Here is a 24,249-nt window from a genome sequence, read left to right on the forward strand (position 1 = left end):
ATTGCACTATAATGATACCTGTAAAGGTAATAGGGCAATCTTTTTATTATAAAATTTTTGCTGTCACTTAATAATCACTGTCTTTATAATGGAGGGTTTGTAATGATAAAACTGAATATCTTGAATATGGATAACTTTTTACAAACTGTAAATGCGTGCAGTGATGCAGTTAATTTGCTGTACCCTGACGGTAGAAAAGAAAATATCAACAAACACTATGGACTCCAGAACGAGCTGCTTCACCGGTACAGAGAAAATAAAAACTTCCTGAGTCTTTCACTGGAGATTCCGGCTCCAAAGGATTATATGAGCATTGTCTCCTACTATACAGGAGACTGCTGACCATTTGCTTGCAACTAATTCATCATAAAGGGGTCTGACCGCTATTTGGGTCAGGCCCCTTCCCCATTTACCGGCGGGTGTATTTCAATGCCCACTCTTCTGCGTTTCCCGGAACCGTTACCTCCTTCATCAGGAAAATAATAGCAATGATGTTAGGAAGCGCCATCAGTCCATTCCAGATATCTGAAAATTCCCACACTGTCTCAAGCTTTGCCAGACACCCAAGGAACACGGCCCCCAGATAGAGCAGGGTATAAACCTTTCCCCTTAAAATGCGCTGCAGTATGTAAAGAGTATTGCGTTCTTTTAAACGCTCAGCCAGATATATGGCTGCTTGACGTCCCAGATAATACCATGCAATGATGGTAGCAAAAGCAAATATCAGCATGGCTCCTGATACCACATATTCCCCAAGTAATCCCAAACGTTTTGAAAAACAAAAGGCGGTGAGAGCCGCTCCGTCATAGCCTGAGCCGGCTGCATCTCCTTCCGTCATGCACAGGATCACAAAGGCGGTCATGGTGCAGATCAAAATGGTGTCAAAAAACACCTCAAACATGGCCCACATTCCCTGCTGCTCTGGAGTCGTATCCTCTGCTGCGCCATGAAGGACCGCCATGCTCCCAAGCCCTGCCTCATTGGAAAATACTCCTCTGGATATGCCGTATTGCAGGCTTTTGCTTATTTGATAGCCTGCAACTCCTGAAAAAGCAGAAACCGGGCGAAAGGCATCCTGAAAAATACATTGAAAAATATATGGGATCTGATCGTAACAGGACATGATCACAACCATGGAAAACAGCATATAGGCGCCGGCCGAGATAGGAATAAGCCGCTCGGAAACAAAGGCGATTCTTGCTATCCCTCCAAGTACCACCAATAATACGGTTCCAGTCAGCACGATCCCGATGGGAACCGGCGGTATGCCAAAGGAATACTCAAGAGTTTCCGCAATGGAATTGGACTGCACCATGCTTCCCATTCCAAGAGAAACCATGATACAAAGAAAGCTGTATAGCATGCCAAGTACGGGAAGCTTAAGCCCCCTTTCCAAATAAACCATAGGCCCGCAGATCCAGGCGCCGTTCCGATCCCGGTAACGGTAACGGATCCCCAGCATGGTCTCCGCATAGCCTGTCATCATACCGATCCCGGCAGAGACCCACATCCAGAATATAGCACCAGGTCCGCCGGCTGTAAGTGCGGTAGCCACACCGGCGATATTACCAGTCCCAATGGTAGCTGCCAAAGCCGTACAGGCTGTCTGGAATTTAGTCACTTCCCCTTTTTCTTCTCCCTCATCCTCCTGTATGCTTCCAATGGTATGCTTCCACCAAAATGGGAATTTTCTTATCTGAAAAAACCCCGACTTTACCGTAAAAAAGACTCCGGTTCCCAAAAACAAAACCAAAAGCCACGGCCCCCACACCATTTCATGTATACGATGTATCATAGGATCAGCTCCTGAACGCTCTCTTTAACACTTATTCGACCCACCCGGGTAGTATGAAAATTTCCAATGATTTTCACACAAAATTAAATCTGGTATGGTATAATCTCCATATAAGCAATGAGCAGTGCGAATTAGAACACAAAAAAATTTTCGTCGTGCTCGCACGTAAGAAAATTTTTTTGTGTTCTAATTCATAGGGCGAAAGCCCGTGAGCGAACGAATCCACAGGATTCGCGAGCTGCACTGCGGACTCGCGGGCTGCACTACGGACTCACGGTCTGCACTGCCGACTCACAGGCTGCGCTGCCGACTCACGGTCTGCACTACGGACTCACGGTCTACACTGCCGACTCACGGTCTACACTGCCGACCCGCAGGCTGCACTGCGTCTTTCTCCGCCTGCACTACGAACTGCAAATAAATGCGAGGTGAACAATATGCCTGGTTTTACCACTCACTACCTGCTAGGAGTCAAGGTTTTCAATGACATGCCTAACACCCCTTTAAAACGTATAATCTCCAAGTACCGATGGCTTTACCAGCTCGGCCTCCAGGGACCGGATATGTTTTTTTATAATATTCCCATTCTCCGCCACCGGGATTACCGCAACGTAGGTTCCTATATGCACGAAAACCATGTACATGATTTTTTTGTTTCCTGCTTAAACCACTTATCCCAGATCGAATCCAAGCAGCAGAGAGAGCAGGCCATTTCTTATATGAGCGGTTATTTCTGCCATTACATCGGGGACTCCATCTGCCACCCTTACGTGTACGGCCGAATCGAATACGATATAAAAAACTCCAGCAACTATCATCATGGGCTTCATGCCATGCTGGAAAATGATATAGATGCATTGCTATTGATGAAATACAAAAAGAAAAAACCATCTCAGTTCAACCAGGCAGCCACCATTTGTTTAAACGGCCAGGAATTGCAGTTCATCTCCGGCTTTTTGTCCGTATGCATCAATGAGGCCTACTATCCTTTAAACTACCGGAATAATTTCCGTGTTACATCCCAGATGGTATCCCGTTCCATCCTGGCTATGCGCTTAGGATGTCGAACTCTGGCCGATCCTTCCAGCCGCAAGAAAAACAGCATTGAATTTATGGAATCTCTTTTCTTGCGTACGCACCTTGCTTCCCGGAAGCTGGTTACGGACATCCCGCCGGATCCCGTCGTCACCATGAATTTAAACCATGAAACCTGGTGTAATCCCTGGAACCGCCGCCTTGCATCCCAGGCGTCTTTTCCCGAGCTCTTCCATCAGTCCATGGTTAAATGCAATGATGTGTTTTTTCTGCTGAACGAAGAACTGACCTCGCCGGTTCCACTAGATAACCTGGATCACAATAAGCTTTTAAAGGAGCTTGGCAATTATTCCTACCACAGTGGATTGGCGGTTGATCCATAATAAACATACAAAAGAGGAACAAAAAAACATGGCTGAGGAGCGGTCTACAGACCGATTCCTCATCCATGTTTTTAAATACCTGTGTTAAAAATCTATTGATCTGACTCCGAGCTTTCAGTATCTGTCTCCTCATTCTCAACGGTGGCCTCTGTGATTACTGCACCTTCCTTTGGTACAATCTTCTCATCAGATCCCTTAGGGATGTCCATATCTACCAGCCAATACTGTTGTTCATTCATCTTATAATCCGGCATAACAATAAGGTGCAAATCATAGTCCTTGAAAAATCCGCCATAAGAGGTATCGCTTGATTTTTCATAGGAAAAATCCTGCATAGCGACCTCGTCGCCTAAATGCCGAACTGCTGCATTCGCAAATATGACTGCTTCCTCTGGTGTGGTTCCATCCTTCACAAGCAATGTCAAATCAATGCTTTTCGTCTCCCGTTCTACCTTGTAATTAACACTTAACGCCATAGGATATTCTTCGTTGTTCACGAACTCTTCATCCATATCATTACCAATCTGAACCCAATCCAGAACAATCCCCTGCTGAGTTTCAAAGACGGGCTCTGCCGGAGCTGTGGATTTAAGAATGTGACTTTCCGTGCATCCGGTCAGCAACATTACCGACATCGCACATATCAATAGAGCTTTGTTCTTCATCATAATCTCCTCCTTATTGAACATCTAACATTATATCGGATGTAATACTTTTTTTGTAGTGGTTTTAGCAAAATGTCAGAAAATCTTCACAAATACGTTAGTGTTTTTACTGGTATGAAATCCTTGTTTTACCTTGTTTTCCATGTATTTTTCTTAGTGCATAAATAGACTAAAAGCTCATATGCTCATGAGCCAGCCTATCCTGTTCACACCAGCGGCTCCACCTCCCCTCTCTATGCATTTTCTAAATCCTCTTATTTAATTCTTGCATTTTCTGGTTATCCATGGTATTATGTTCAATATCAATACTATATTTATTTTTTTGAACACTTTAGGAGGCTATGTACATGGACCACAATGAGAAAAAGGCTTTGTTTAAAAAGCTGGATTGGATAACGACTCTGATTCCTTTTATTAGTATCATACTTTTATGCCTAGTTTTTATCATATATCCCAGCAAGTCTGCGGATACACTGGCTGCTATCCGTTCTTTTTTAGGAAATGAGCTGGGAAGCTACTATCTTATCATCGGGCTTTTTACCTTCCTTTGCTCCCTGTATATCGCATTTTCCAAATACGGTACCATAAAGCTTGGAAACTTGGAAAAACCCCAATATTCAAATTTTAAATGGGGTACTATGATGTTTACAGCCGGTCTGGCTGCTGATATCCTCTTCTATTCCCTTTGTGAATGGATCCTCTATGCAGGGGAACCTCATATTGCGGATCTGGGTGCTATGCAGGACTGGGCCTCCACCTACCCGCTGTTTCACTGGGGCCCTATCCCCTGGAGCTTTTATATGATATTGGCTGCAGCATTCGGCTTCATGCTTCATGTTAAAAAACGGACAAAACAAAAATACTCGGAAGCCTGCCGCCCTCTTTTAGGAAAGCATGTAGACGGCCTATGCGGAAAACTCATCGATTTAATTGCCGTATTTGCCCTACTGGCAGGTACTGCAACCACATTTTCTCTGGCAACTCCCCTTCTTTCCATGGCGATCAGCAGGGTAACCGGACTGCCGGATTCCAAATTATTGTCCATTGCAATCCTGGTCATTATATGTATCGTTTACACCATTACGGTTTATTTTGGCATGAAGGGCATTGCAAAACTGGCTGCTTCCTGTACATATTTGTTTTTCGGCTTGCTTCTCTATGTGCTGATCGGAGGTAAGGAAGCCAGATATACCATTGAAACAGGGATCACAGCAGTAGGAAACCTGACGCAGAACTTTATTAGCCTGTCCACCTGGACCGATGCCCTGCGGACCTCCTCCTTCCCTCAGAACTGGACCATCTTTTATTGGGCTTACTGGATGGTTTGGTGCGTAGCCACTCCTTTCTTTATCGGAGCCATCAGTAAAGGGCGCACCATAAAGCAGACCATTCTCGGGGGATATGTCTTTGGAATCTCAGGAACCTTTACTTCCTTTATTATATTAGGAAATTACAGCCTTGCCCTTCAGACAAAGGGTGTGCTGGATGTAATGGGCATTTATGCTTCCACAGGAGACTTGTACCAGACAATTATGGCAATCCTTGAAACCTTGCCGTTTGCAAAGCTGGGGCTGATCCTTCTGGCAGTTACCATGGTGGCTTTTTACGCAACCAGCTTTGATGCCCTGGCCCTGGTTGCTTCCACCTACTCTTATAAGGAGCTTCCCGAGGACGCCGAACCGGATAAACGCGTAAAGCTGTTCTGGTCCGTGCTTCTAATGCTGTTTCCTATCGCGCTTATATTTTCCAGGAATTCCATGGCCAATCTGCAGACGGTTTCCATCATCGCAGCATTTCCTATAGGAATTATCATACTCCTCATTATTTTCAGTTTCTTTAAAGATGCAAAGGAATATTTAAACCAGCAATAGGAGTTAAACTCCTTGAATAGCTTGTAAATGAAAAACGAGGGCGGGATTCGTATGAATCCCGCCCTGTCATTGTATCCCATGCAATCATAATTACTGACTTCTCTGTTAATAAACTGCATTCTAATGATATATTTTAATTTCGGTGCTGGAATGGGATGGTACCCGTTTTTCCTCCGGCGGAAGCTTCTTATAATCACCGTAAATCCAGGTAAGAACCTCATGCCAGCCTTTTGGCGCCATCAGTCTGGTATCTTCAAATTCCAGGTCCACAGTTTCTTCACACCATTCCTTCTTAAGCGTCACATAGAGATAATCCGGCTGATAATTGCTGTAATACCTAAGGCGGCTCTTTCCCTTCTGATCTTTGACCGCAATCATACGCTGCAGCTTACTCAAGGTTTTCATTGGAATCAGCTTCCCCAAAGAAGCAAGCGTGCCTATCACGATTTTATTGACCAGGCTGTACTTTTTATAATCCAACCGGTATCGGTGACCCATAGCCATTCCATAGATCACAGTATGAAGAAGGCGGGTACAGGCAGAAGCTGCCTTGCCTTCCGGAAGCTCATCAATGGTGAATAAGTCCACCCACAGATGGTTTAATTTTCCTTCATAAAACCGCATCTCTTCTGAGTCCTCATGTGTCCGGCTGTTTTTATAGATGATTCTCGTTGTAAAATCATAAAAAGCCGTCCCGCCTCTAAAATCCTTTGGTTCAAGAAGTTCCATCTCTTCCGGAAGCTCCCGGCGCACTACCTTTAAAAAGGCATCATAATTGGACCGAGTAAATGCCACATCCGCATCGTCATCCCAGGGAATGAAGCCTTTATGCCTTACCGCGCCTAAAAGCGTTCCTGCGTCCAGAAGATATTTGATCTTGTATTTCCGGCAGATACGGTCAATTTCCTTTAAAATAGCCAGGTTCGCCTGATGTACCTCCGTTAAATCGTATTCCTTCATGTTTCCTCTTTCCTGCCCGAATTTTCTGGGCATAAAGGTATACTTGCAGGGTGTTTCCTCTTTCCTGCCCATGCTCTTGGAGCGTAGAGGTATAAAACCCTTACTGGCTCAGCGCCTCCTTAATGGTCTTCGCCATATAATCGATCATCTCATCCGTCATTCCCGGATATACTCCTACCCAGAAGGTATCTTCCATGATCCGGTCGGTATTGGTCAGCCGCTGGGCGATCCGGTATCCTTCCCCGGACGCTCTCATCTGGTCAAAGCATGGGTGCTTTGTCAAATTACCGGCAAAGAGCATTCTTGTCTGAACGCCTCTCGATTCCACATACTGTACCACCTGATTCCGGCTCACTCCTTCTTTGCAGGTTATTAAAAAGCCGAACCAGCTTGGCTTGGAGTCCGGACATGCCTCCGGAAGGATCAGCTTGTGAGAAACCTCTTCCAGGCCCTTATGAAGACGATCAAAATTATGACGCCGCCTCTCTACAAAGGATGGAAACTTATCAAGCTGGGCACAACCGATAGCTGCCTGCATGTCAGTGGCTTTTAAATTGTAGCCAAAATGGGAATAAACATATTTATGGTCATAACCTACCGGAAGCTCGCCGTACTGGCGGTCAAACCGGTGTCCGCATAAGTTGTCACGCCCGGAAGGACACACACAATCCCGGCCCCAATCACGGAATGAGCGGATTATTTTATTTAACAGTGAGTTATTTGTATAAACCGCACCGCCCTCTCCCATTGTCATATGGTGAGGCGGATAAAAGCTTGAAGTTCCTATATCACCGATGGTTCCGGAGAAACGCTCTTCCCCGTTTATGGTGTAAGTTGTTCCAAGGGCATCGCAATTATCTTCTACGAGCCACAGCTGATGCTTGTCGCAAAATGCCTTAACAGCAGAAAGGTCAAAGGGATTTCCCAGGGTATGGGCGATCATAACAGCCTTAGTCTTTTCTGAGAGCGCAGCCTCAAGCATATTCACATCAATGTTATATTGGGGTATGGTAACGTCCACAAATACGGGAACGGCACCATACTGGATCATTGGAGTCACAGTGGTTGGAAATCCGGCTGCTACTGTGATCACTTCATCACCGCGCTTTATCTGGCGTTCCTTTAAAAGCGGTGATGTAAGGGTCATAAATGCCAGCAGATTCGCTGATGAACCGGAATTCACAAGGGAGCAGAACCTGACTTTTAAATATTCCGCCAGCTTTTTTTCGAATTCATCGGTATACCGCCCGGATGTAAGCCAGAACTCCAGAGAGCTGTCTACCAGGTTCACCATTTCCTGATGATCGTACACACGGGAGGCATATGAAATGCGGTCTCCTTCTTTAAACGGATCTTTCTGATTGTGGTAGGTGCTGCAGTATTCCTTTACCAGAGAAAGGATCTCCTCCCGCGCCATTTTTTCTGTCTTGTTCTCAAACATTCTATTTTTCCTCTTTCTAGCTATTGTTTATCGAGCAGAGCCCCCCCGCTTTACAGCGTGCCTCGTACTACCGGGCATCGGGTGCAAAGGTATACCCGGAGGGTGCTTCCTCTCAAACTTATTTTAATTGAAAAATTCTTTTATCTGCATGTCCATGTACGTAAGCATGTCTGCTTCTTCCAAATAGGCCTTAGTCCATTTCACGGTTTTTTCCACAGCTTCCTTTACCTCATATCTGGGACGCCAGTCAAAAACCCTTTTGATCTTGGAACAGTCCAGCTTTAAGAAGTTGGCTTCATGAGGGCCTCCTTCAAACTTGTCTATCCACTTTATTCCCTTCCCCCAGGCCTCGCAGAACAGATCCGCCAGCTCACCTGTGGTCACGCAGTCTCTGTCATCCGGTCCTACGTTATAATATCCCTGGATCTTAGAATCCTTATACTGCTTCATCGCAATCGTCATATAAATGGCCAGAGGCTCCAGCACATGCTGATACGGCCTTGTTGAATGGGGATTTCTCACGATGATGTCGTGCCCTGCCTCTGCTGCCCGAATGCAGTCCGGAATGATTCTGTCATTGGCAAAATCTCCGCCTCCGATCACATTGCCGGCACGGGATGTGGATATGGCTACACGTCCGTCGGAAAAAAAGGACTTGGCATAGCTGTGGGTCACCAGTTCAGAACATGATTTGCTGTTGGAATAAGGATCATAGCCGTCTAATGGATCGTTTTCCCGGTATCCGTACTCCCATTCCTTATTTTCATACACTTTATCCGTTGTAACATTTAAAAAGGATTTGACCGAAGGGGTCAGGCGAATGCATTCCAGTATGTTGACCGTACCCATGACGTTCGTCTCATAGGTGTAGACCGGATCCTTATAGGAGTCCCTGACAATTGGCTGGGCGGCCAGGTGAAACACGATTTCCGGCTCCTCCTGTAAAAATACCTTTTTTAGATGCTCCAAATCCCGGATGTCCCCGATTATGGAATTAACGGTTTTAGAAAGCCCAATTACTTCAAACAGGTTCGGGTCAGTGGAAGGCATCAGGGAATACCCCGTCACCGATGCACCGGCATTTACAAGGAGCCGGCTGAGCCAGCTTCCCTTAAAGCCTGTATGCCCTGTGATCAGAACCTTTTTTCCTTTATAAAAATCGCAGAATTCACTCCACTTAATACTTGTCCAGCTTGTCATGTTATTTCTCCCAAATTTTCCATGGCGCCTGTCCGGATTGCCACAAATCTTCCAGCTTCTTCATTTCCCGCTGAGTATCCATACACTGCCAGAAGCCATTGTGATGGAAGCTCATAAGCTGACCTTCTGCCGCCAGGCTCTGCAATGGTTCTTTTTCAAATACGGTGGTATCATCCTTTAAATAAGAAAAGATCTCAGGATTTAAGACCATGAATCCCCCGTTGATCAGGCTATTATCCGCTTCGTCCTTCTCCCGGAATGAACGGACCACATCGCCTTCGTCAATATCCAAAACCCCTTTTAGCTGGGCGATATTGACGGTAGTCATGGTAGCAGTCTTTCCATGATCCTGATGGAATTTTAATAAACCCTTCAAATCCACATCGCATACTCCGTCTCCATAGGTCATCATAAAGGGTTCATTGCCGATGTAAGGCTGGATGCGCTTAATACGTCCGCCGGTCATGGTATTTAACCCCGTATCCACCAGGGTCACCTTCCATGGCTCCGCATAATTGTTATGTACCTCCATCTTATTATTGGCAAGATCAAAGGTCACATCTGATGTATGCAGAAAATAATCTGCAAAAAATTCTTTTACAACATACTGCTTATATCCAAGGCAAATAACAAAATCGTGAAAGCCATATTGGGAATAATACTTCATGATATGCCACAAAATAGGCTTTTCCCCGATCTCAATCATCGGCTTTGGTTTCAAATGGCTCTGCTCACTGATCCTGCTGCCAAAACCTCCCGCTAATAAAACTACCTTCATCACTTCATCCTCCAAATGTTCATTTATTCATACTCTTTATAAGCCTTACGGTAAAAGTGCATCAGCACCTTTACAACCGGACCCGGCCACATCTTTGAAAACATATGGGCTTCTTCCCGGAGACGGCTGTTGTCCGCTATACAGGCCTTTGTCGTGGCCTCTCCGTGAACCCTGTAATACAGGATCGGTTTTTCTACGCTAATAAAACGTCCCGGCAGTCCGGCTAACTGATAAAGCGTATCCCAATCCAATGCAAACTGATAGGGAGAGTTAAAAAGAGACTCACCTAATCTTTCCTTATTATATGCACACGCAGGACAGCAGATGGAATTGCCGAACATCAAAACGCTTTTTTTGACCCAGGTTAAGTGGCTGATACGCCGGTAACGCAAAGGAAGCCTAAGAAAGCGTTTGATAAACTCCACTTTTTCAAAAACAGCGGGCTGGTTTCCCCTGATTACCGTATATCCACCTGTAAACAGTGTCATATCCGGGTATTTTTCATAACATTCCAGAAGTTTCTTCACATAATCCTTCCGGTATAAATCATCCTGGTGGGCGATGGTAACAAAACGGGCAGAAGCCTGGTTATAGGCAAAGTTCCAGTCTTCCCGTATATTGCTTTTCCCATACCGCACAAACAGCGGGACTCCGTACTTGTCCGCCATTTTTTCAATGTAAGGGCTGGGCGTTGATGTGCAAATTATAACCTCCGAATTAACGCTTTGTTTTAAAAGGGAACGGAGGCAGGCTTCAAGATATGGCGAATCCTTATATGCACAGACCGCAAATGCATGTGGTTTCATATTTTGTCTCCTAATGAATCAAGGGGATATACTTGCATATCCAGTAGATTCACATACTCAAGGTTAAAAGATTCTTTCCTTTATACCTTGCACCTCAAATGGGCTTATTATTATCTGGCTATGATTATACCATAAATACCGCAAAACATTCTACCATATTCATTATTTTGAAAGAATTTGTCTATGAGGCTGTAAACTTGAAATTTTTGCAGGATTTTGCAGAATGAAGAAAAATCTTGTATGATTGGAATATCCGGGATCCCTGCCCTCTCACCGTCAGTGAAAGGCCGGGTTCCCGGTAAAGATTGGAAGGCAGATACCTATTCAGAAGCCATGGCAGAACTAGTTCCAATGCGCTGGCATCCCTGGGCGATAAATGCTTCTATTTCAGTCCTGTTTTTTATACCGCCTGACGCCTTTATCCTGACATTTGATCCGATATGCTTTTTAAATAATTCAATGTCTTCCGGTTTTGCTCCGCCAGACCCAAAGCCAGTAGAGGTCTTGATAAAATCAGCACCTCCCTCTGTTACGCACCGGCACAATTCTACTTTTTCATTCTCAGTCAAATAGCAGGTTTCTATGATTACCTTTAATATGCGGCCGCTTCCAACGGTTTTTTTAAGCTCGGTGATTTCATCCTTTACCTTATCAAAATCTCCGTTTTTTACATCCCCCAGGTTTATCACCATGTCGATCTCATTGGCTCCTTCCATCAGAGCCTGTTTTGTTTCAGCCACTTTTGCTTCCTTTGCTGCATATCCCAGGGGGAATCCAATGACTGTACAGATATTAAGTTTCTCATAAGCGTTTCTTACCCTCATGACATAAGAAGGCGGAATGCATACGGATGCCGTGTGACGGGCCACAGCCTCATCGCATAATTCCCTGATTTCCTCCCAGGTGGTTGTCGCCTTTAACCGGGTATGATCGATATACCCCATCATTTCTACACTGTCCATAAAAACCTCCATTTTTCCTTCTTTTATGACCTTTAAAATACTGACAGCAGCTTCCTGACCGCCAGATCGGAATCCACACGGACACAGTATTGGATTTCATCATGATCATACACCGGAATAAAATCTTCATCTCTCTTAATCATGCCCCGGAACTCTTCATTTTCATACTCTACCGCAGCTCTTACCATACGGTACTCACCGATTGACGGATCCCCGGCAATCACCATGGCCAGCGGATCATGAACCACGCACCGCTCCTGACACCCCATGGATTGGTTGCTGAACTGGAAATAGTATTCCAGCGCGGACTGCATATACTGTACAATCTTCCGGTTCTCTTCCCTGCAATACTTGCCCAGCAGGGAAATATCCTGAGCGGATATAAATGTTTCCATTGTAACATCAAGACCTACCACGGTCGCGGGAAAGCCTGCCCGGAATACAAGATCCGCGGCTTTCGCATCCCCATATATATTCGCTTCCGCATATGCGCTGATATTGCCAGGCTTATGGAAGGCTCCTCCCATGATTACCAAATGCTTAATTTTATGTGGAAGCCTTGGATCCTTTTCCAGAGCTGCGGCTATATTAGTCAGACGTCCCAAGGCAACAATGGTTAAATCCCCGCGAAGTTCCTCCGCCTTTCTTATAATAAAGTCCGAAGCCTTCTCGTTCAAAGGCTTTTGCTCTGATTCCGGCAATTCAACGTTGCCGATCCCATTGTCTCCATGAATATGAATGGGGTAAGGCTCTGCGATACCAGTCATGCTCTGGTTTGCCCCCACGATTACCGGAACGTCATAGCCGCATTCAGCCAGTTTAATTAGCCGCAGTGTGTTTTCCGCCGCCTGCATGGAGGATGTGTTTCCGTACACAGTGGTAAAACCCTCTACATAAAGCTTTTTATTTTTTAAGGCATATAATATGGCTATTGAATCATCGATACCCGTATCGCAATCCACTATAATATGTTTCATCCGTTATGCTTCCTTTCCAATTGCTTACAAAATCGCTAAAAATTAATTACTTCTATTATAGCAGGGGTCGGCAGTCCCGCTCTCTGCTTACAAAATGTCTGCATCATACATGAGCATCCGCTTACAGCATCTTTTTAACGGTCTGCCATGTCCTTTTTAATAATCTGTGTCATTGCTTCTATTCCCACCTGGATCGCCCTGTCTTCCCATTCCCTGGGATAATCCTTATCGTCATTGCTATAACTTTTGTAATTGGTCGCACTGATCATGACAGATGACATTCTGATGTCAAGGGAGGCAGCTACCAGAAACAGCGTTGCGCACTCCATGCTGGAATTGGTGGCCCCACCCTTTTCATAAGCTTCCCATTTATTTTTTAACTCATAATACACCGGCTTTGTCTCAGGGGACACTTCCGTGTAAAAGGAGTCCTTTGAGATAGTCACTCCGATATTATAAGGAATGTCTAGCTTTTTTGCCGCAGCTTCCAGTTCTTTTACCATCTCATAGTCCGGAACAGCGGGGAATTCCTCAGGAAGATAATGAATCCCTGTTCCCTCCATCCTCACTGCTCCGTTGGGAATGACAACATCCCCCACCTTAACCTTTGGGGAGGTAGAAGCACAGGAGCCGATCCTCATCATGGTGTGAGCGCCGCATTCATACAATTCTTCTACCGCAATGGCCGAAGAAGGTCCTCCGATTCCTGTGCTGGTGACGGAAACAGGCACTCCTGCCAGGGTTCCCGTATATGTAAGATACTCTCTGTGATGGGCTATTTTAACGGGATTATCAAAATAGGCTGCTATTTTGGCTGCCCGCTCCACGCTTCCAGGCAAGAATACATATTGTCCTACCTGATCTTTGGTAATGTTCAAATGCATCATCTTTTTTTCCTGCATGTCCTGCTCTCTCCTGTCTTTTCCTATTATCTGCCCATGCCTTCTGGGCATAAAGGGATACCCTTAGGGTGTTTCCTATTATCTGCCCATGCCTTCTGGGCATAAAGGGATACCCTTACCGGTTCTCCTGTTCAAAGCGGTAAATCGCCTCTAAAACAACCCGAATCTCATCATCCCAGCCTGCTGCCAGACCTGTATTCTCGGTTTCATAAATTACGTCGCCTGTAACAATATTGCCGGATACGGCACTGATCATGGCCCCTCTTACCTTCCGTCGGTGGCAGACCGTATAAAGGGCGGAGCTTTCCATCTCAACATTTAAGCAGCCAAGCTTAGATAATTTCCCGATCCATTCCTCTGTTTCGCCGTAAAACGCATCGTCGCTGGCATTGATTCCATAATAGAGACTGCCGGAAATATCATCTTTCATATCCTTTGCCGTGTCAATCAACATTCTTGTCAAGTCAAAGTCCGGGACCGCAGGGAAACAATCCGGCACGTAAAATCTGGAGGTTCCTTCATTTTTCATGGAAGCGGTGGAAATCATCAAATCCCCGATTTTAATCCCTTCCTGCAGGGCTGCGCTGCTGCCAATGCGGATTAAGCATTTTGCTCCGATATTGATCAGCTCTTCCGCTGCAATGGCAGCTGACGGGCAGCCCATTCCCGTTGATGTAACAGAAACCTTTACCCCCTTATAGTATCCTGTAAAGGTACGGTGCTCCCGGTTATTGGCTACCAGCCGGGCATCTTCCAGATATTTCGCCACTCGGTCGGAACGGGCCGGATCGCCAGGAAGCAAAACATAGTCGCCGATATCTCCGGGACTCAAATGGATGTGGTACTGTCTTTTACCAAGAGTTTTTTCATCTTTATTTAATGACATTTTGCTGTATCTCCTTATTTTTCATATTTTTTTGCCGTTGCTTTTGAATGGAGTAAACGGTCAGACCTAAAATGGTCGCCCCGTAAGGCAGCATCTGTACAAATTCTGATGGAATCTGCAAAAGCTGCAGGATATTGGAAAGGCCGTCAAAGAAGGAAAATACCATGGAAGAGATTAAGGCTCCCACCGGGTTTGCCTGTCCCATGGCACAGGCCGCAAGAGCGATAAACCCGCGCCCGGCTACCATATCCCTGGTAAACATGGATAAGTAACCCATGGATAAATACATTCCTCCCATTCCCGCCATAACACCGCATAATAAAATAGCCAGAAACCGGATCTTAACTACATTCTGCCCTACGCTGGAAGCTGCGCTGGGATTTTCCCCTACGGCCCTCATACGAAGTCCCATCGGGGTACGGTATAAAAAGACTGAGATCACAATCACCATGAGAAAGGCGAAGTAGGTGATCACATTGTGGCCGGATAAAATATCTCCAAGTACAGGAATTTCCTTTATAATAGGGATGTTGACTGCGGGAAAGCTAAAGCTCTTTAAGGATGAACTGGACCCTTTTTCCCCTGTTGCAAGCTGGAGCACAAAGACCGTAAGCCCGCCGGCTATGGTGTTAACTGCCGTACCGCACAAAACAGCGTTAGCCTTTAACATCAGATGGAAGTATGCGAAAACTCCGCTTACAATTAAGGCCGCACCAACACCTGCCGCAAGCCCCCAAAACAGATTACCTCCCCATGCACTTCCCAGAACACCAAAGAGAGCCGAAATGAGCATGATCCCATCTAATCCAAGATTGACCACTCCCGTTCTTTCGCAGATCACTGCGCCCAAAGAAGTAAGTAAAATAGGAGTTGCCACACGAATCCACATAAAAAGGAAATCAACGATAAATGAATAATCAATCATTTACTACATCTCCTTTCATTATTACCGTCCAAGCTTTTTGGACATAGTGGTATACCCGCAGGGTGTTTCATTCCAGTTTCTGCCTTTGCAGCCTCTACGATCATTCTCTGCTTCCATTTCTTAAGCAAAGCCTCGGCTGCAATCATCAGGATCATGACCCCCTGGATGATCTTTACCACTTCACTGCTGACATCACTGTTTCTTGCCATAATGTTTGCGCCTACATTCAGATACCCCATAAATAGAGCCGCAAGAGGCACAAGGAGGGGATTGTTTCTGGCTAGTAAAGCGACCGCAATTCCGGTCCACCCGTATCCCGGACTCGAGGTCCATTTAAAACGGGTATACATGCCCAAAAGTTCCGCGCCTCCGCCCATTCCTGCCAGGGCACCGGCAATTACCTGGGAGGCCACCATGATGCCGGTGACCTTTATCCCCGAATAGTTTGCAAACTTCGGATTGTTTCCCACAATTCTTAACTTCATTCCAAAGGTAGTACGGAAGAGCAGAAAATAAATGAGCAGGCAGAGGATAACCGCAAGGATAATTCCAGCATGGATCCTGGTGCCCCCTATGATTACCGGCAGCAGGGAAGTATCCAGAAATGCAATGGAAGCAAGGCTTGAACTGCTGATCTCACGAAAATAGTAGCTTACCATATAGATGGCAAAAAACTGGACGATATAGTTTAGCATCAGTGAGGTCACCACTTCTGAAACCTGCCATTTCATTTTTAACAGCGCAGGAATCAGAGCTACGACAGCGCCCATAGCTGCCGCTGCCAGCAATGCCACCGCGGAATGAATGCCGGTCGGAAGGGGAACAGAGGTCGCAACCATCATTGCACCAAGGGTTCCGATGAAAAAAGCGCCCTCTGCGATCATGGAAAACTGTCCTGCTCCAAAAATCAGGATAACGGCCAGGGCCGTAAACATTAGCGGGGAAGCTGCCTCCACTATATTGCCGATGCGGCGGAAGGAGGTAAAGGGACCGATGAAAAAACTGAAAAAGGCGTTCATCGGTTCAGAACTTGTTCCTAATACAATCGCTGTGACAAGACCGCAGGACACCAAAATTGCTATCATCAGTTTTGCCATATCAACGATTAAGTGAATCCGTTTATTACTGTCCATGACAAGCCTCCTTTATCTCTGCTTCTGACTGCTTTTCAATACCAAGCATATATTTTCCAAGCTCAAGCTCGCTGATCATCCCTGCATCCGGGAAATACGCCACAATCTGTCCTTCATGCATGACAATGATGCTGTCGGATAATCCCAGCACTTCATTTAAATCTGAGCTGATGAGCAATACGGATTTTTTATTGTCTCTCATTTTGATCAGCCGTTTACGGATGAATTCAGTTGCGCCCACATCCACGCCTCTGGTAGGCTGGTTGGCAATGATGACCTTGGGATCGCTGGACAGTTCCCGGGCAAGGACTGCCTTTTGGATATTGCCGCCGGAGAGGCTGTCAATCCTGACATCCGGATTTTTGCACAGCACCTGATAATCCTTTGCCATATCAAGCCCGTATTGCTTTATCTTTCGTTTGTCGATGATCCCATGCTTTGAAAACTTCTCCTGGGAAATTTTATCGGAAAGGGTATTTTCCGTGATGGTCAGCGCAGGGGCCACGCCGGTGGTCATGCGGTCCTCCGGAATATGGGAAACAGAAAGTGCCCGGATATCTTTAATATTGCAACCGGAAATCTCCTTGCCGCACATCTCGATAGAACCGGTATTATACTTTCGAAGCCCTGTCAAAGCTTCCGCCAGCTCGGACTGGCCGTTACCCTCTACACCTGCAATTCCGAGGATCTCCCCTTCTCTTAAAAGAAAAGATACATTATTTACATGAGTTTTCCCGTTCTCACCGGAAATGCTTAAATCCTTTACCCGGATGGTGGGATCTCCGATCTCCGGCGGTTTTTTCTCTATGTTCAGTATAACGTCCCTTCCCACCATAAGGTTGGAGATGTCCTGTTCCGTTACATCCTTCATATCATACAGGCCCATAGACCTTCCCTGGCGAATGATGGATATCCTGTCACACAGTTCTTTTACTTCGTTCAGCTTATGGGAAATGAAAATTATGGTATAGCCATTGCTCTTAAGCCTCTTTAATTCCTCAAATAATTCGGTGGTTTCCTGTGGGGTCAGGACTGCGGTTGGTTCATCTAAAATCAGTATCTTCGCTCCCCGGAACAATGCTTTCAGTATCTCTACCTTTTGTTTTTGGCCAACGGTCAGATCTTCAACCTTTACCCTGGGGTTCACCTGCATGTTGAATTTATCCGCCATCTCTTCTACCTGCCTGTGGGCTTTCTTCCTGTTGATCAGCAAGCCTTTTCTTGGTTCAACGCCCAGAATGACATTCTCCGCAACCGTGAGCGATGGAACCAGCATAAAATGCTGGTGTACCATTCCGATCCCCAGACTGATCGCTGATTGAGGAGAAGAAATAATGGTTTTTTCGCCATTGACGTAAATATCCCCTGAGGTAGGCTGCTCTTCGCCAAAAATGATTTTCATTAAAGTGGATTTACCCGCTCCGTTTTCACCGGACAAAGCATGGATTTCTCCGGCTAGTACAGAGAAGTGGATCCCCTTATTCGCCATTACGCCATTGGAGTATACTTTAACAATATTTTCCATCCGCAATACTTCTTTTTTCTCTTCCATCCTTATTACTCCTTAAAAATCCTGTTGGAAAGGGCAGCAGCAAAGTCGACCATATAGTTTGCTGCTGCCCTATGGATTACCGGTGTCTTATGGTTTCTATAACAGGCTTATTTCATGCTGTCACGTAATGCGGAGACTTCTTCCGTCGTCATTTTCATAGCGCTTCCTACCGTAATATCACCCTTGATGATCTTGTCCTTTACTTCATCAAGTTTCTTCTTAATATCCTCAGGTACAATGGTGTTAAAATTATCATTCTGAGCCAGACCTACTGCACCGCTGTCAAGGCCAAGAGCATATGTCTCTTCACAGGTCATGGAGTTGTCCATAAGGCCTTTGACTGCTGTTACAAGGGAATCTCCCACATTTTTCAGGGTTGATGTCAAAATGTTCTTTGCGATCTCAGGATTCGTATCCTTTAACTGGGTATACAGATCCTGGTCACAGGCGATTAAGTATTTGTCAACGTTGTTTGCCGCAGTAGCTGCTCCGAGAATACTTTGAGATGCCGGCGCATATACGATCTGTGCGCCCTGATTGTATAACTGGGTGGTCATTTCAAGACATTTTGGAACATCTTCAAAGGAACCCACATAGGAAGGGATCACCTTGATGTTTGGATCTACGTATTTCACGCCTTCCAGATATCCTACCAGAAAGTCATTGATATTTGCCACATCCATGGAACCGATAAAGCCTAAGGTTCTCTTGGAAGCATCGATCTTTGCGTCTCCGGAATCAAGCATCTGGGCAGCCAGGACACCAGCTAAGAAAGAACCCTGGTTTGAATTGTATGTAATGCCCATCATATTTCCGTCAGCAACAATCGTCCGGTCCACATCGCTGTCAAAGAAAATATATTTTTTATCAGGATACTGTGCGGCCGTATTTTGCGCCACCTCTTTCACGGACCAGGTACCTGCAATGATGACATCCCAATCCTGCTCGGAAACGTCTGTGAAATGTCCTTCATAGCTGGTCTCGTCGCGTCCCATTTCAACCACCTTGATGTCGGCCCCCAGTTCATCTCTCATACGGTAAAGGCCGCTGGCCGCTGAGTCATAAAAGCCTTTGTCCCCCAGGTTTCCGTTTACCAGATACACGGCCTTTAACGGCTTTTCCGGAGTCTTCTCTCCGTTTGCTGTATCCGTCCCCTCTGTTTGCTCCTGTTTTCCGGCAGTCGTCTGTACGCTGTCATTTGCTTTGCCGCATGCGGTGAGCATGGCGCAGGCAAGTACCCCTGTAAGAATCAATTGAAACGTTTTTTTCATTCCTTTCTCCTTTCTGTTGCTGCGTTACTTGAGTTTGTTTTTCAGTATATTTGAAAAGAGCTTTCCGTGCTTTTAAAAGACCCTTAACCAGTCTGCTCTTTTTCAATTACATATGAGACTTGCGTTCCATAGAGAAACGGTACATACTTCCGAGAAGCTGGTGCTTGGCATAGCTGAGCTGCTTATCCCCCTCTTCTACCAGGATCTCTTCCACAATAATGACCGGCTCATTTTTATTAATGCCTGCAATATAGGAATCCGCATCTGCATTCAGCACATTGAACACAGTCTTTGCGTGCTTTGCCAGTCGATACAGACCATAAGTGCTGAACTCCTTCATCTTTTCAATGTCATTCAGATCCAACTGGAATTTCTCCATATATTCCGCATCAAAAATCGTGACCGTATTTGCCACCTGGCGCCCGTTGGAAAAATAATCCGTACTGGTAAAAATCATTAAATCTCCCGGCTTTTTATACCCCAGCTCATGAGCAACGTAAACACCGCAGGGCTGGTACTGGGCGGAAATCTTAATCTCATCAATGGTATCCACGCAGTTCTCAATGCACGGGTTAAACAACCACTGGAATCCATCCTTATATTGCAGCGCATGTGTCGAAACTACCGCCTGCTTCCCCTGGGTCTTATTTATGTATCCATCCTCTTCTAGCTTTCTCATAGCCATTCTGACCGTGCCGCGGCTGACTTTCCAGTAATTAGCCAGCTTATTTTCACTTGGAACAACATCTCCTGCTTTGATCACTCCTTCTACTATTAAATTAAAAATAATATCATAAATTTTAACGTAGTTCGGAATCACCAGGTTCTCTGAAATATCTTCCTCCAGTAGCGGCAGCTTATTATAATCCATCATACCAATCACCCCACCAAATCATTTTTTATTATGGCTCTCATTGCCTCAATGCCAACCAGAATCACTCTGTTTTCCAATTCCGTAAGCGGTACTCTGTCCTTTTCCGGGGAGTTCTTATAATCTGTGGCGCTTACTAAAACGGAAGCTGCCCGTATTCCTAAGCTGGCTGCTACCAGAAACAGGGTGGAGCATTCCATGCTTGTAGAGGTGGCACCGCCTGCCTCGTAAGCACTCCATTTATGAAGGATCTCATCCTTTACCGGCTTTTTCTCCGGCTGAGTCTGACTGTAAAAGGAGGCTTTTGTAATGGTAACTCCCACATTATAGGGCATATTCAGCCGTCCAGATGCAGCCTCCAGCTCTTTTATCATGGAATAGTCCGGAACCGCAGGGAATTCCACCGGCAAATAATGATTGCCGACGCCTTCCATCCGGATTGCTCCATTGGGAATCACGATGTCCCCTGTCTTCACCTTCTCTGAAGTTGAAGCGCCGGAACCGATGCGAAGCATGGTATCCGCACCGCACTGATAAAGCTCCTCCATGGCAATGGCGGCAGAAGGTCCTCCGATTCCGGTACTGGTAACTGCCACTCTCGTTCCATCAAGTTCCCCAACAAAGGTTCTGAACTCACGGTTATATGCAATTTCCCTTGGATTGTCAAAATGAGCGGCAATCTTTTCTGCCCTCTCCGGGCTCCCCGGTAAAAAAACATACCTTCCAACATCACCTTTTGAGATTCCAATATGCATCATTTTCAATTTATCCATATTCTCCTCCTCTTTAAGTATTTTTCATCGCTTTTAACTTGGCAGCCAAGTTGTTGGCATTAGAATATCACTTGGCAGCCAAGTTGTCAATATGTTTTCTTTCAAAATTCATATTTTTAAGTGCAAAACATACAAAAATAGACATCTATTTTAAATTTTAATAGATATCATTTAGATATACAGAATTATCAACCTTAGAATAATTGTGAAAATTATTGTATTAATTGAGGCAAAACAAGAAAAAACAAGGCATACTCCCTTGTCCGTCTTTTGCCGGAGGGACGGGTGTCATCCCCTTAGAACATACGGCATTAAAAACATTTTGTTCCGGTGCTGCGAAAAGATGAAACGCCCGGCATTGTTGAAACATCATATGTAAGGTTTGTAAAAAGGAGGGGAAGAAACCTGATAAAAGATAGGAAAACTGATGAAATTAGGGCTTCCTGGCCCCTCTTCATTGACGAACAGACAAATTTAAGATAAGCTAAGTATGAGAACATGAATACATAACCAGACAAAGGAGATTACTTGCTATGAGCATCCGACTGATCGCCTCCGATATGGACGGCACCCTTTTAAACCCTCAGACCAATATCTCAAAAGCCAATGTAGATGCAATCCGCAGGCTTGAGCGCGCGGGCATAGAATTTTTAATCTGCAGCGGACGTGATTATCAAGAAGCTAAGGCCGTTATGGATGCCTGCGATATCACATGCAGCTATATCTGCTTAAGCGGGGCTGCCGTATACAGTCAGGATGGTGAAATACTGAGTGAGATTCCTCTTACCTCTCAGAATCTTGTAGACATTAATCGGATCCTTACAGAGCAACAGGCAGATATGGATATACTGACTTCCGGCGGGCGGTATACCACTACCCCAAAAGAGCGGAAGTTAAACGAGATATACTCCTTCTTAAAAAAGAAATTCAGCTCTTCTGCTCACATTTCAAAAGAACTGGAAGCTGCCGTGCAAATGCGGATGGAATCCACGACCTTTATTACTTCTCTTAAAGAGCTTCCTGAGGACAGTGATGTATTTAAGATATGCAGTAACGGGCTTCCTGTCCAAAAGGCTTCAGAATTAAAAGAAATCTTCTCAGACTATCCGGATCTGGCTGCAGCCTCCTCTTTCCCCGACAATATTGAGCTGACCAATCAGGCTGCCCAAAAAGGGCTGGTTTTGAAAGCATACGCAGAGCAAAAGGGAATCCTTCTTAAGGATGTGATGGTGCTTGGAGACAGTGACAATGATCTGTCCATGTTCACACCGGAATTTGGATGGACTGTCGCCATGGATAATGCCATGTCCTGCATTCGGGATGCAGCAAAATACCATACCAAATCCAATGCAGAGGATGGAGTTGCCTGGGCCATTCGCAGGCTTGTGTTTCAGGAAAACAGTTGAAGTGCTCACTATTTTAAGAATTATGGGCATTCCTACTGGTCTTTGATTATATACAAAAAACGGCGCATACCTGAATTATATCAGATGTACGCCGTTTTTCTCATTAACAGGACTGTCTTTGACTTTCCACCTCTTTTTATCAGTTATCTGATGGAGAGTCTACACCATTAGCGGCAATAATAAATGGCGCCCATATAGCAAAGGCAACAGCCATATTGACTGCAGTAAGTACGAGCGAATTTAGAAGGCAGCACATCACTCAAAGTAAGTGTGGTGGAAGTGCTGGCGCTTTGAGGCAACCCCATAAGATACGCCGCAAGTGAAACAATAGCACCGGCAACCTTGTTTACATCATAGGATTTTGCTATGGTATAACCAAGGGTAATGGAAAGCATGATGCCCATAACCGCCAGAGTTCCCCCCCAGACAATCCCGTTTAAAGAAATAATCCATGCAACAAGTGGAAAAGTGGTAACCCCGTTACCGGTGCCCAGATAAGCTGCATGAATCATGCAAATGATACTTCTGTAAAACCGAACAACTTCCAGGGTTTAATGTAATCAAGCAGTACCAGTTCATAATCAGGAATATGGCCGATCACATTCTTTCTTCCGTCATTAGGCATATCCTTTAAGACAACATGCAGCTCTCCCTTATAACGGGAATAACCGTCATTTAAAATTACAACATCCCCACGTTTTAAATCCCGGGTATTGGCAGGAGGTACCGACTTGTCAGCAAAGACGACTCTCGGCCAGGTGGACCGTATCATATATTCACTGATATCGCCTCTGATCACATGCTGCCGGTCAAAGTAAAGAATCTCCCGCTCTGTTTCCGTCAGCTCCTTTTCCAGGCAAAGGCCAAACATCAGTTTTCCCGGAATCACTGAGGCACAAGCCTTTAACTCCTCTTCAGAAGCATAGGCATTGGCTATGATCACATCATCTACCATACGGGTTGCAAGCAGATGCCGTACCTGGGCATCCACAGGCAGGCCCCGGTGCATCTCCAGAGTACACAACCCCTCATTCACAGGCCAGGGGCCAAAAGTATTCCCATTGTTGCTGGATACAAAGGCCGCAACCTTAAGGCCGTGCTTTTTCATTTCCCGGTTGCAGTAATCAAAATGCTCCAGACTGATTCCCGTATATTTCTGAGGATAAAAGTTGTGGCAGGTAATGATTCTTTCCGGTACCGGATGATGATTCATGATATTTGACACATAGCTTGGATCGGTACTGGCGTTCAGCTCGATCTTCAGCCCCTCACAGTTATAGCTCATTGCAGCTTCTTTCATGCCGTCAAAGCCTATATCCAGCCGGATCCCATCTGCATGCATTTCTTTAAAGGGAGCCAGATTATCATAGGAAGCCCCCAGTGCTTCAAACACAGGTGGTGCCACATCCAGAATGACTTCCATACCATATTCATGGGCCGTATCTATCATATCCCTAAATTCATGGATCATCTCATCTTTATTTTTATTCCCCACGCTCAACAAGCAGGTAAAAATACGCTGAAACCCGTATTTACCAGCCAGCTGAATATATTCCTTATCCCGTTCCGGAGTGGAGTGCTCCGGATAAAGGGAGATACCAAGTCTTCCCATGATTAATTACCTTTCCACTTTCCTGCCCAGCTTATGGGCATAATG

Annotated in this window: 23 protein-coding genes; 4 read left to right on the forward strand and 19 right to left on the reverse strand. The window is 45.4% G+C overall.

From position 1 onward, the window contains the following. The first annotated feature begins 102 nt into the window (after positions 1-102). A complete protein-coding gene (locus H171_RS16485; RefSeq protein WP_100306112.1) occupies positions 103-342 on the forward strand; it encodes a ribonuclease HII in 240 nt (79 codons plus the stop codon). Positions 343-409: 67 nt separating this feature from the next. Here H171_RS16485 and H171_RS16490 read toward each other — a convergent pair whose 3' ends face one another. Further along, positions 410-1,795, reverse strand: coding sequence for an alanine/glycine:cation symporter family protein (locus tag H171_RS16490; RefSeq protein WP_100306113.1), 1,386 nt, complete (start codon positions 1,793-1,795; stop codon positions 410-412). A gap of 437 nt (positions 1,796-2,232) precedes the next feature. Between H171_RS16490 and H171_RS16495 the strand changes: the two genes are divergently transcribed. Beyond that, a complete protein-coding gene (locus tag H171_RS16495) occupies positions 2,233-3,213 on the forward strand; it encodes a zinc dependent phospholipase C family protein (RefSeq protein WP_100306114.1) in 981 nt (326 codons plus the stop codon). Between the two features lie 92 nt (positions 3,214-3,305). On the opposite strand, the gene H171_RS16500 is transcribed toward H171_RS16495, so the two are convergent. Beyond that, a complete protein-coding gene (locus tag H171_RS16500) occupies positions 3,306-3,881 on the reverse strand; it encodes a hypothetical protein (protein ID WP_100306115.1) in 576 nt (191 codons plus the stop codon). Positions 3,882-4,225: 344 nt separating this feature from the next. Between H171_RS16500 and H171_RS16505 the strand changes: the two genes are divergently transcribed. Next, the gene (locus H171_RS16505) at positions 4,226-5,749 is read left to right on the forward strand and encodes a BCCT family transporter (protein WP_100306116.1); all 1,524 of its coding nucleotides are present in this window, start codon (positions 4,226-4,228) and stop codon (positions 5,747-5,749) included. A 120-nt stretch (positions 5,750-5,869) separates the two neighbouring features. Here the strand turns inward: H171_RS16505 and H171_RS16510 are convergent, their stop codons facing one another. From H171_RS16510 to H171_RS16585, 15 genes are all read right to left on the reverse strand, one after another. Beyond that, positions 5,870-6,709, reverse strand: a complete 840-nt coding sequence (locus tag H171_RS16510) for a LicD family protein (protein ID WP_100307559.1) — start codon at positions 6,707-6,709, stop codon at positions 5,870-5,872. Positions 6,710-6,809: 100 nt separating this feature from the next. Next, positions 6,810-8,150, reverse strand: a complete 1,341-nt coding sequence (gene rfbH, locus H171_RS16520) for a lipopolysaccharide biosynthesis protein RfbH (protein WP_100306117.1) — start codon at positions 8,148-8,150, stop codon at positions 6,810-6,812. Positions 8,151-8,273: 123 nt separating this feature from the next. Then, on the reverse strand, positions 8,274-9,350 hold the full coding sequence (gene rfbG, locus H171_RS16525; protein ID WP_100306118.1) for a CDP-glucose 4,6-dehydratase: 1,077 nt from the start codon (positions 9,348-9,350) through the stop codon (positions 8,274-8,276). A gap of 1 nt (position 9,351) precedes the next feature. Beyond that, the gene (gene rfbF / locus H171_RS16530; protein ID WP_025231251.1) at positions 9,352-10,128 is read right to left on the reverse strand and encodes a glucose-1-phosphate cytidylyltransferase; all 777 of its coding nucleotides are present in this window, start codon (positions 10,126-10,128) and stop codon (positions 9,352-9,354) included. Positions 10,129-10,151: 23 nt separating this feature from the next. Then, a complete protein-coding gene (locus H171_RS16535) occupies positions 10,152-10,934 on the reverse strand; it encodes a glycosyltransferase family A protein (protein WP_100306119.1) in 783 nt (260 codons plus the stop codon). A gap of 320 nt (positions 10,935-11,254) precedes the next feature. Continuing rightward, positions 11,255-11,896: a deoxyribose-phosphate aldolase gene (gene deoC / locus H171_RS16540; protein ID WP_100306120.1), complete on the reverse strand. Its 642-nt coding sequence runs from the start codon at positions 11,894-11,896 to the stop codon at positions 11,255-11,257. Between the two features lie 32 nt (positions 11,897-11,928). Further along, complete coding sequence (locus tag H171_RS16545) at positions 11,929-12,873, reverse strand: nucleoside hydrolase (RefSeq protein ID WP_100306121.1); 945 nt, start codon at positions 12,871-12,873, stop codon at positions 11,929-11,931. A gap of 134 nt (positions 12,874-13,007) precedes the next feature. Then, on the reverse strand, positions 13,008-13,775 hold the full coding sequence (locus H171_RS16550; RefSeq protein WP_100306122.1) for a nucleoside phosphorylase: 768 nt from the start codon (positions 13,773-13,775) through the stop codon (positions 13,008-13,010). 115 nt (positions 13,776-13,890) lie between these two features. Continuing rightward, positions 13,891-14,661 (reverse strand): nucleoside phosphorylase, encoded by a 771-nt coding sequence (locus tag H171_RS16555; protein WP_100306123.1) that lies wholly within the window; start codon positions 14,659-14,661, stop codon positions 13,891-13,893. After that, positions 14,648-15,586, reverse strand: coding sequence for an ABC transporter permease (locus H171_RS16560; protein WP_100306124.1), 939 nt, complete (start codon positions 15,584-15,586; stop codon positions 14,648-14,650). Before H171_RS16560 ends, H171_RS16555 begins: the two co-directional genes overlap by 14 nt. Continuing rightward, on the reverse strand, positions 15,583-16,719 hold the full coding sequence (locus tag H171_RS16565) for an ABC transporter permease (protein ID WP_242976976.1): 1,137 nt from the start codon (positions 16,717-16,719) through the stop codon (positions 15,583-15,585). The genes H171_RS16560 and H171_RS16565 overlap by 4 nt, the downstream gene beginning before the upstream one ends. Then, positions 16,709-18,271 (reverse strand): ABC transporter ATP-binding protein, encoded by a 1,563-nt coding sequence (locus H171_RS16570; RefSeq protein WP_100306125.1) that lies wholly within the window; start codon positions 18,269-18,271, stop codon positions 16,709-16,711. The genes H171_RS16565 and H171_RS16570 overlap by 11 nt, the downstream gene beginning before the upstream one ends. 107 nt (positions 18,272-18,378) lie before the next feature. Next, positions 18,379-19,542: a BMP family ABC transporter substrate-binding protein gene (locus tag H171_RS16575; RefSeq protein ID WP_100306126.1), complete on the reverse strand. Its 1,164-nt coding sequence runs from the start codon at positions 19,540-19,542 to the stop codon at positions 18,379-18,381. A 106-nt stretch (positions 19,543-19,648) separates the two neighbouring features. Then, positions 19,649-20,416, reverse strand: a complete 768-nt coding sequence (locus H171_RS16580) for a GntR family transcriptional regulator (protein WP_100306127.1) — start codon at positions 20,414-20,416, stop codon at positions 19,649-19,651. Positions 20,417-20,421: 5 nt separating this feature from the next. Continuing rightward, entirely contained in the window at positions 20,422-21,186 is a 765-nt protein-coding gene (locus H171_RS16585; RefSeq protein WP_100306128.1) for a nucleoside phosphorylase, read from the reverse strand. Positions 21,187-21,719: 533 nt separating this feature from the next. Here H171_RS16585 and H171_RS16590 point away from each other — a divergent pair. Next, positions 21,720-22,592, forward strand: a complete 873-nt coding sequence (locus H171_RS16590) for a Cof-type HAD-IIB family hydrolase (protein WP_100306129.1) — start codon at positions 21,720-21,722, stop codon at positions 22,590-22,592. Between the two features lie 167 nt (positions 22,593-22,759). On the opposite strand, the gene H171_RS16595 is transcribed toward H171_RS16590, so the two are convergent. Continuing rightward, positions 22,760-23,104 (reverse strand): hypothetical protein, encoded by a 345-nt coding sequence (locus tag H171_RS16595; RefSeq protein WP_100306130.1) that lies wholly within the window; start codon positions 23,102-23,104, stop codon positions 22,760-22,762. Further along, positions 23,101-24,204, reverse strand: coding sequence for a DUF871 domain-containing protein (locus tag H171_RS16600; RefSeq protein ID WP_100306131.1), 1,104 nt, complete (start codon positions 24,202-24,204; stop codon positions 23,101-23,103). The genes H171_RS16595 and H171_RS16600 overlap by 4 nt, the downstream gene beginning before the upstream one ends. Positions 24,205-24,249: the final 45 nt, after the last annotated feature.

Source organism: [Clostridium] celerecrescens 18A, assembly GCF_002797975.1.
GTDB lineage: Bacteria > Bacillota > Clostridia > Lachnospirales > Lachnospiraceae > Lacrimispora > Lacrimispora celerecrescens.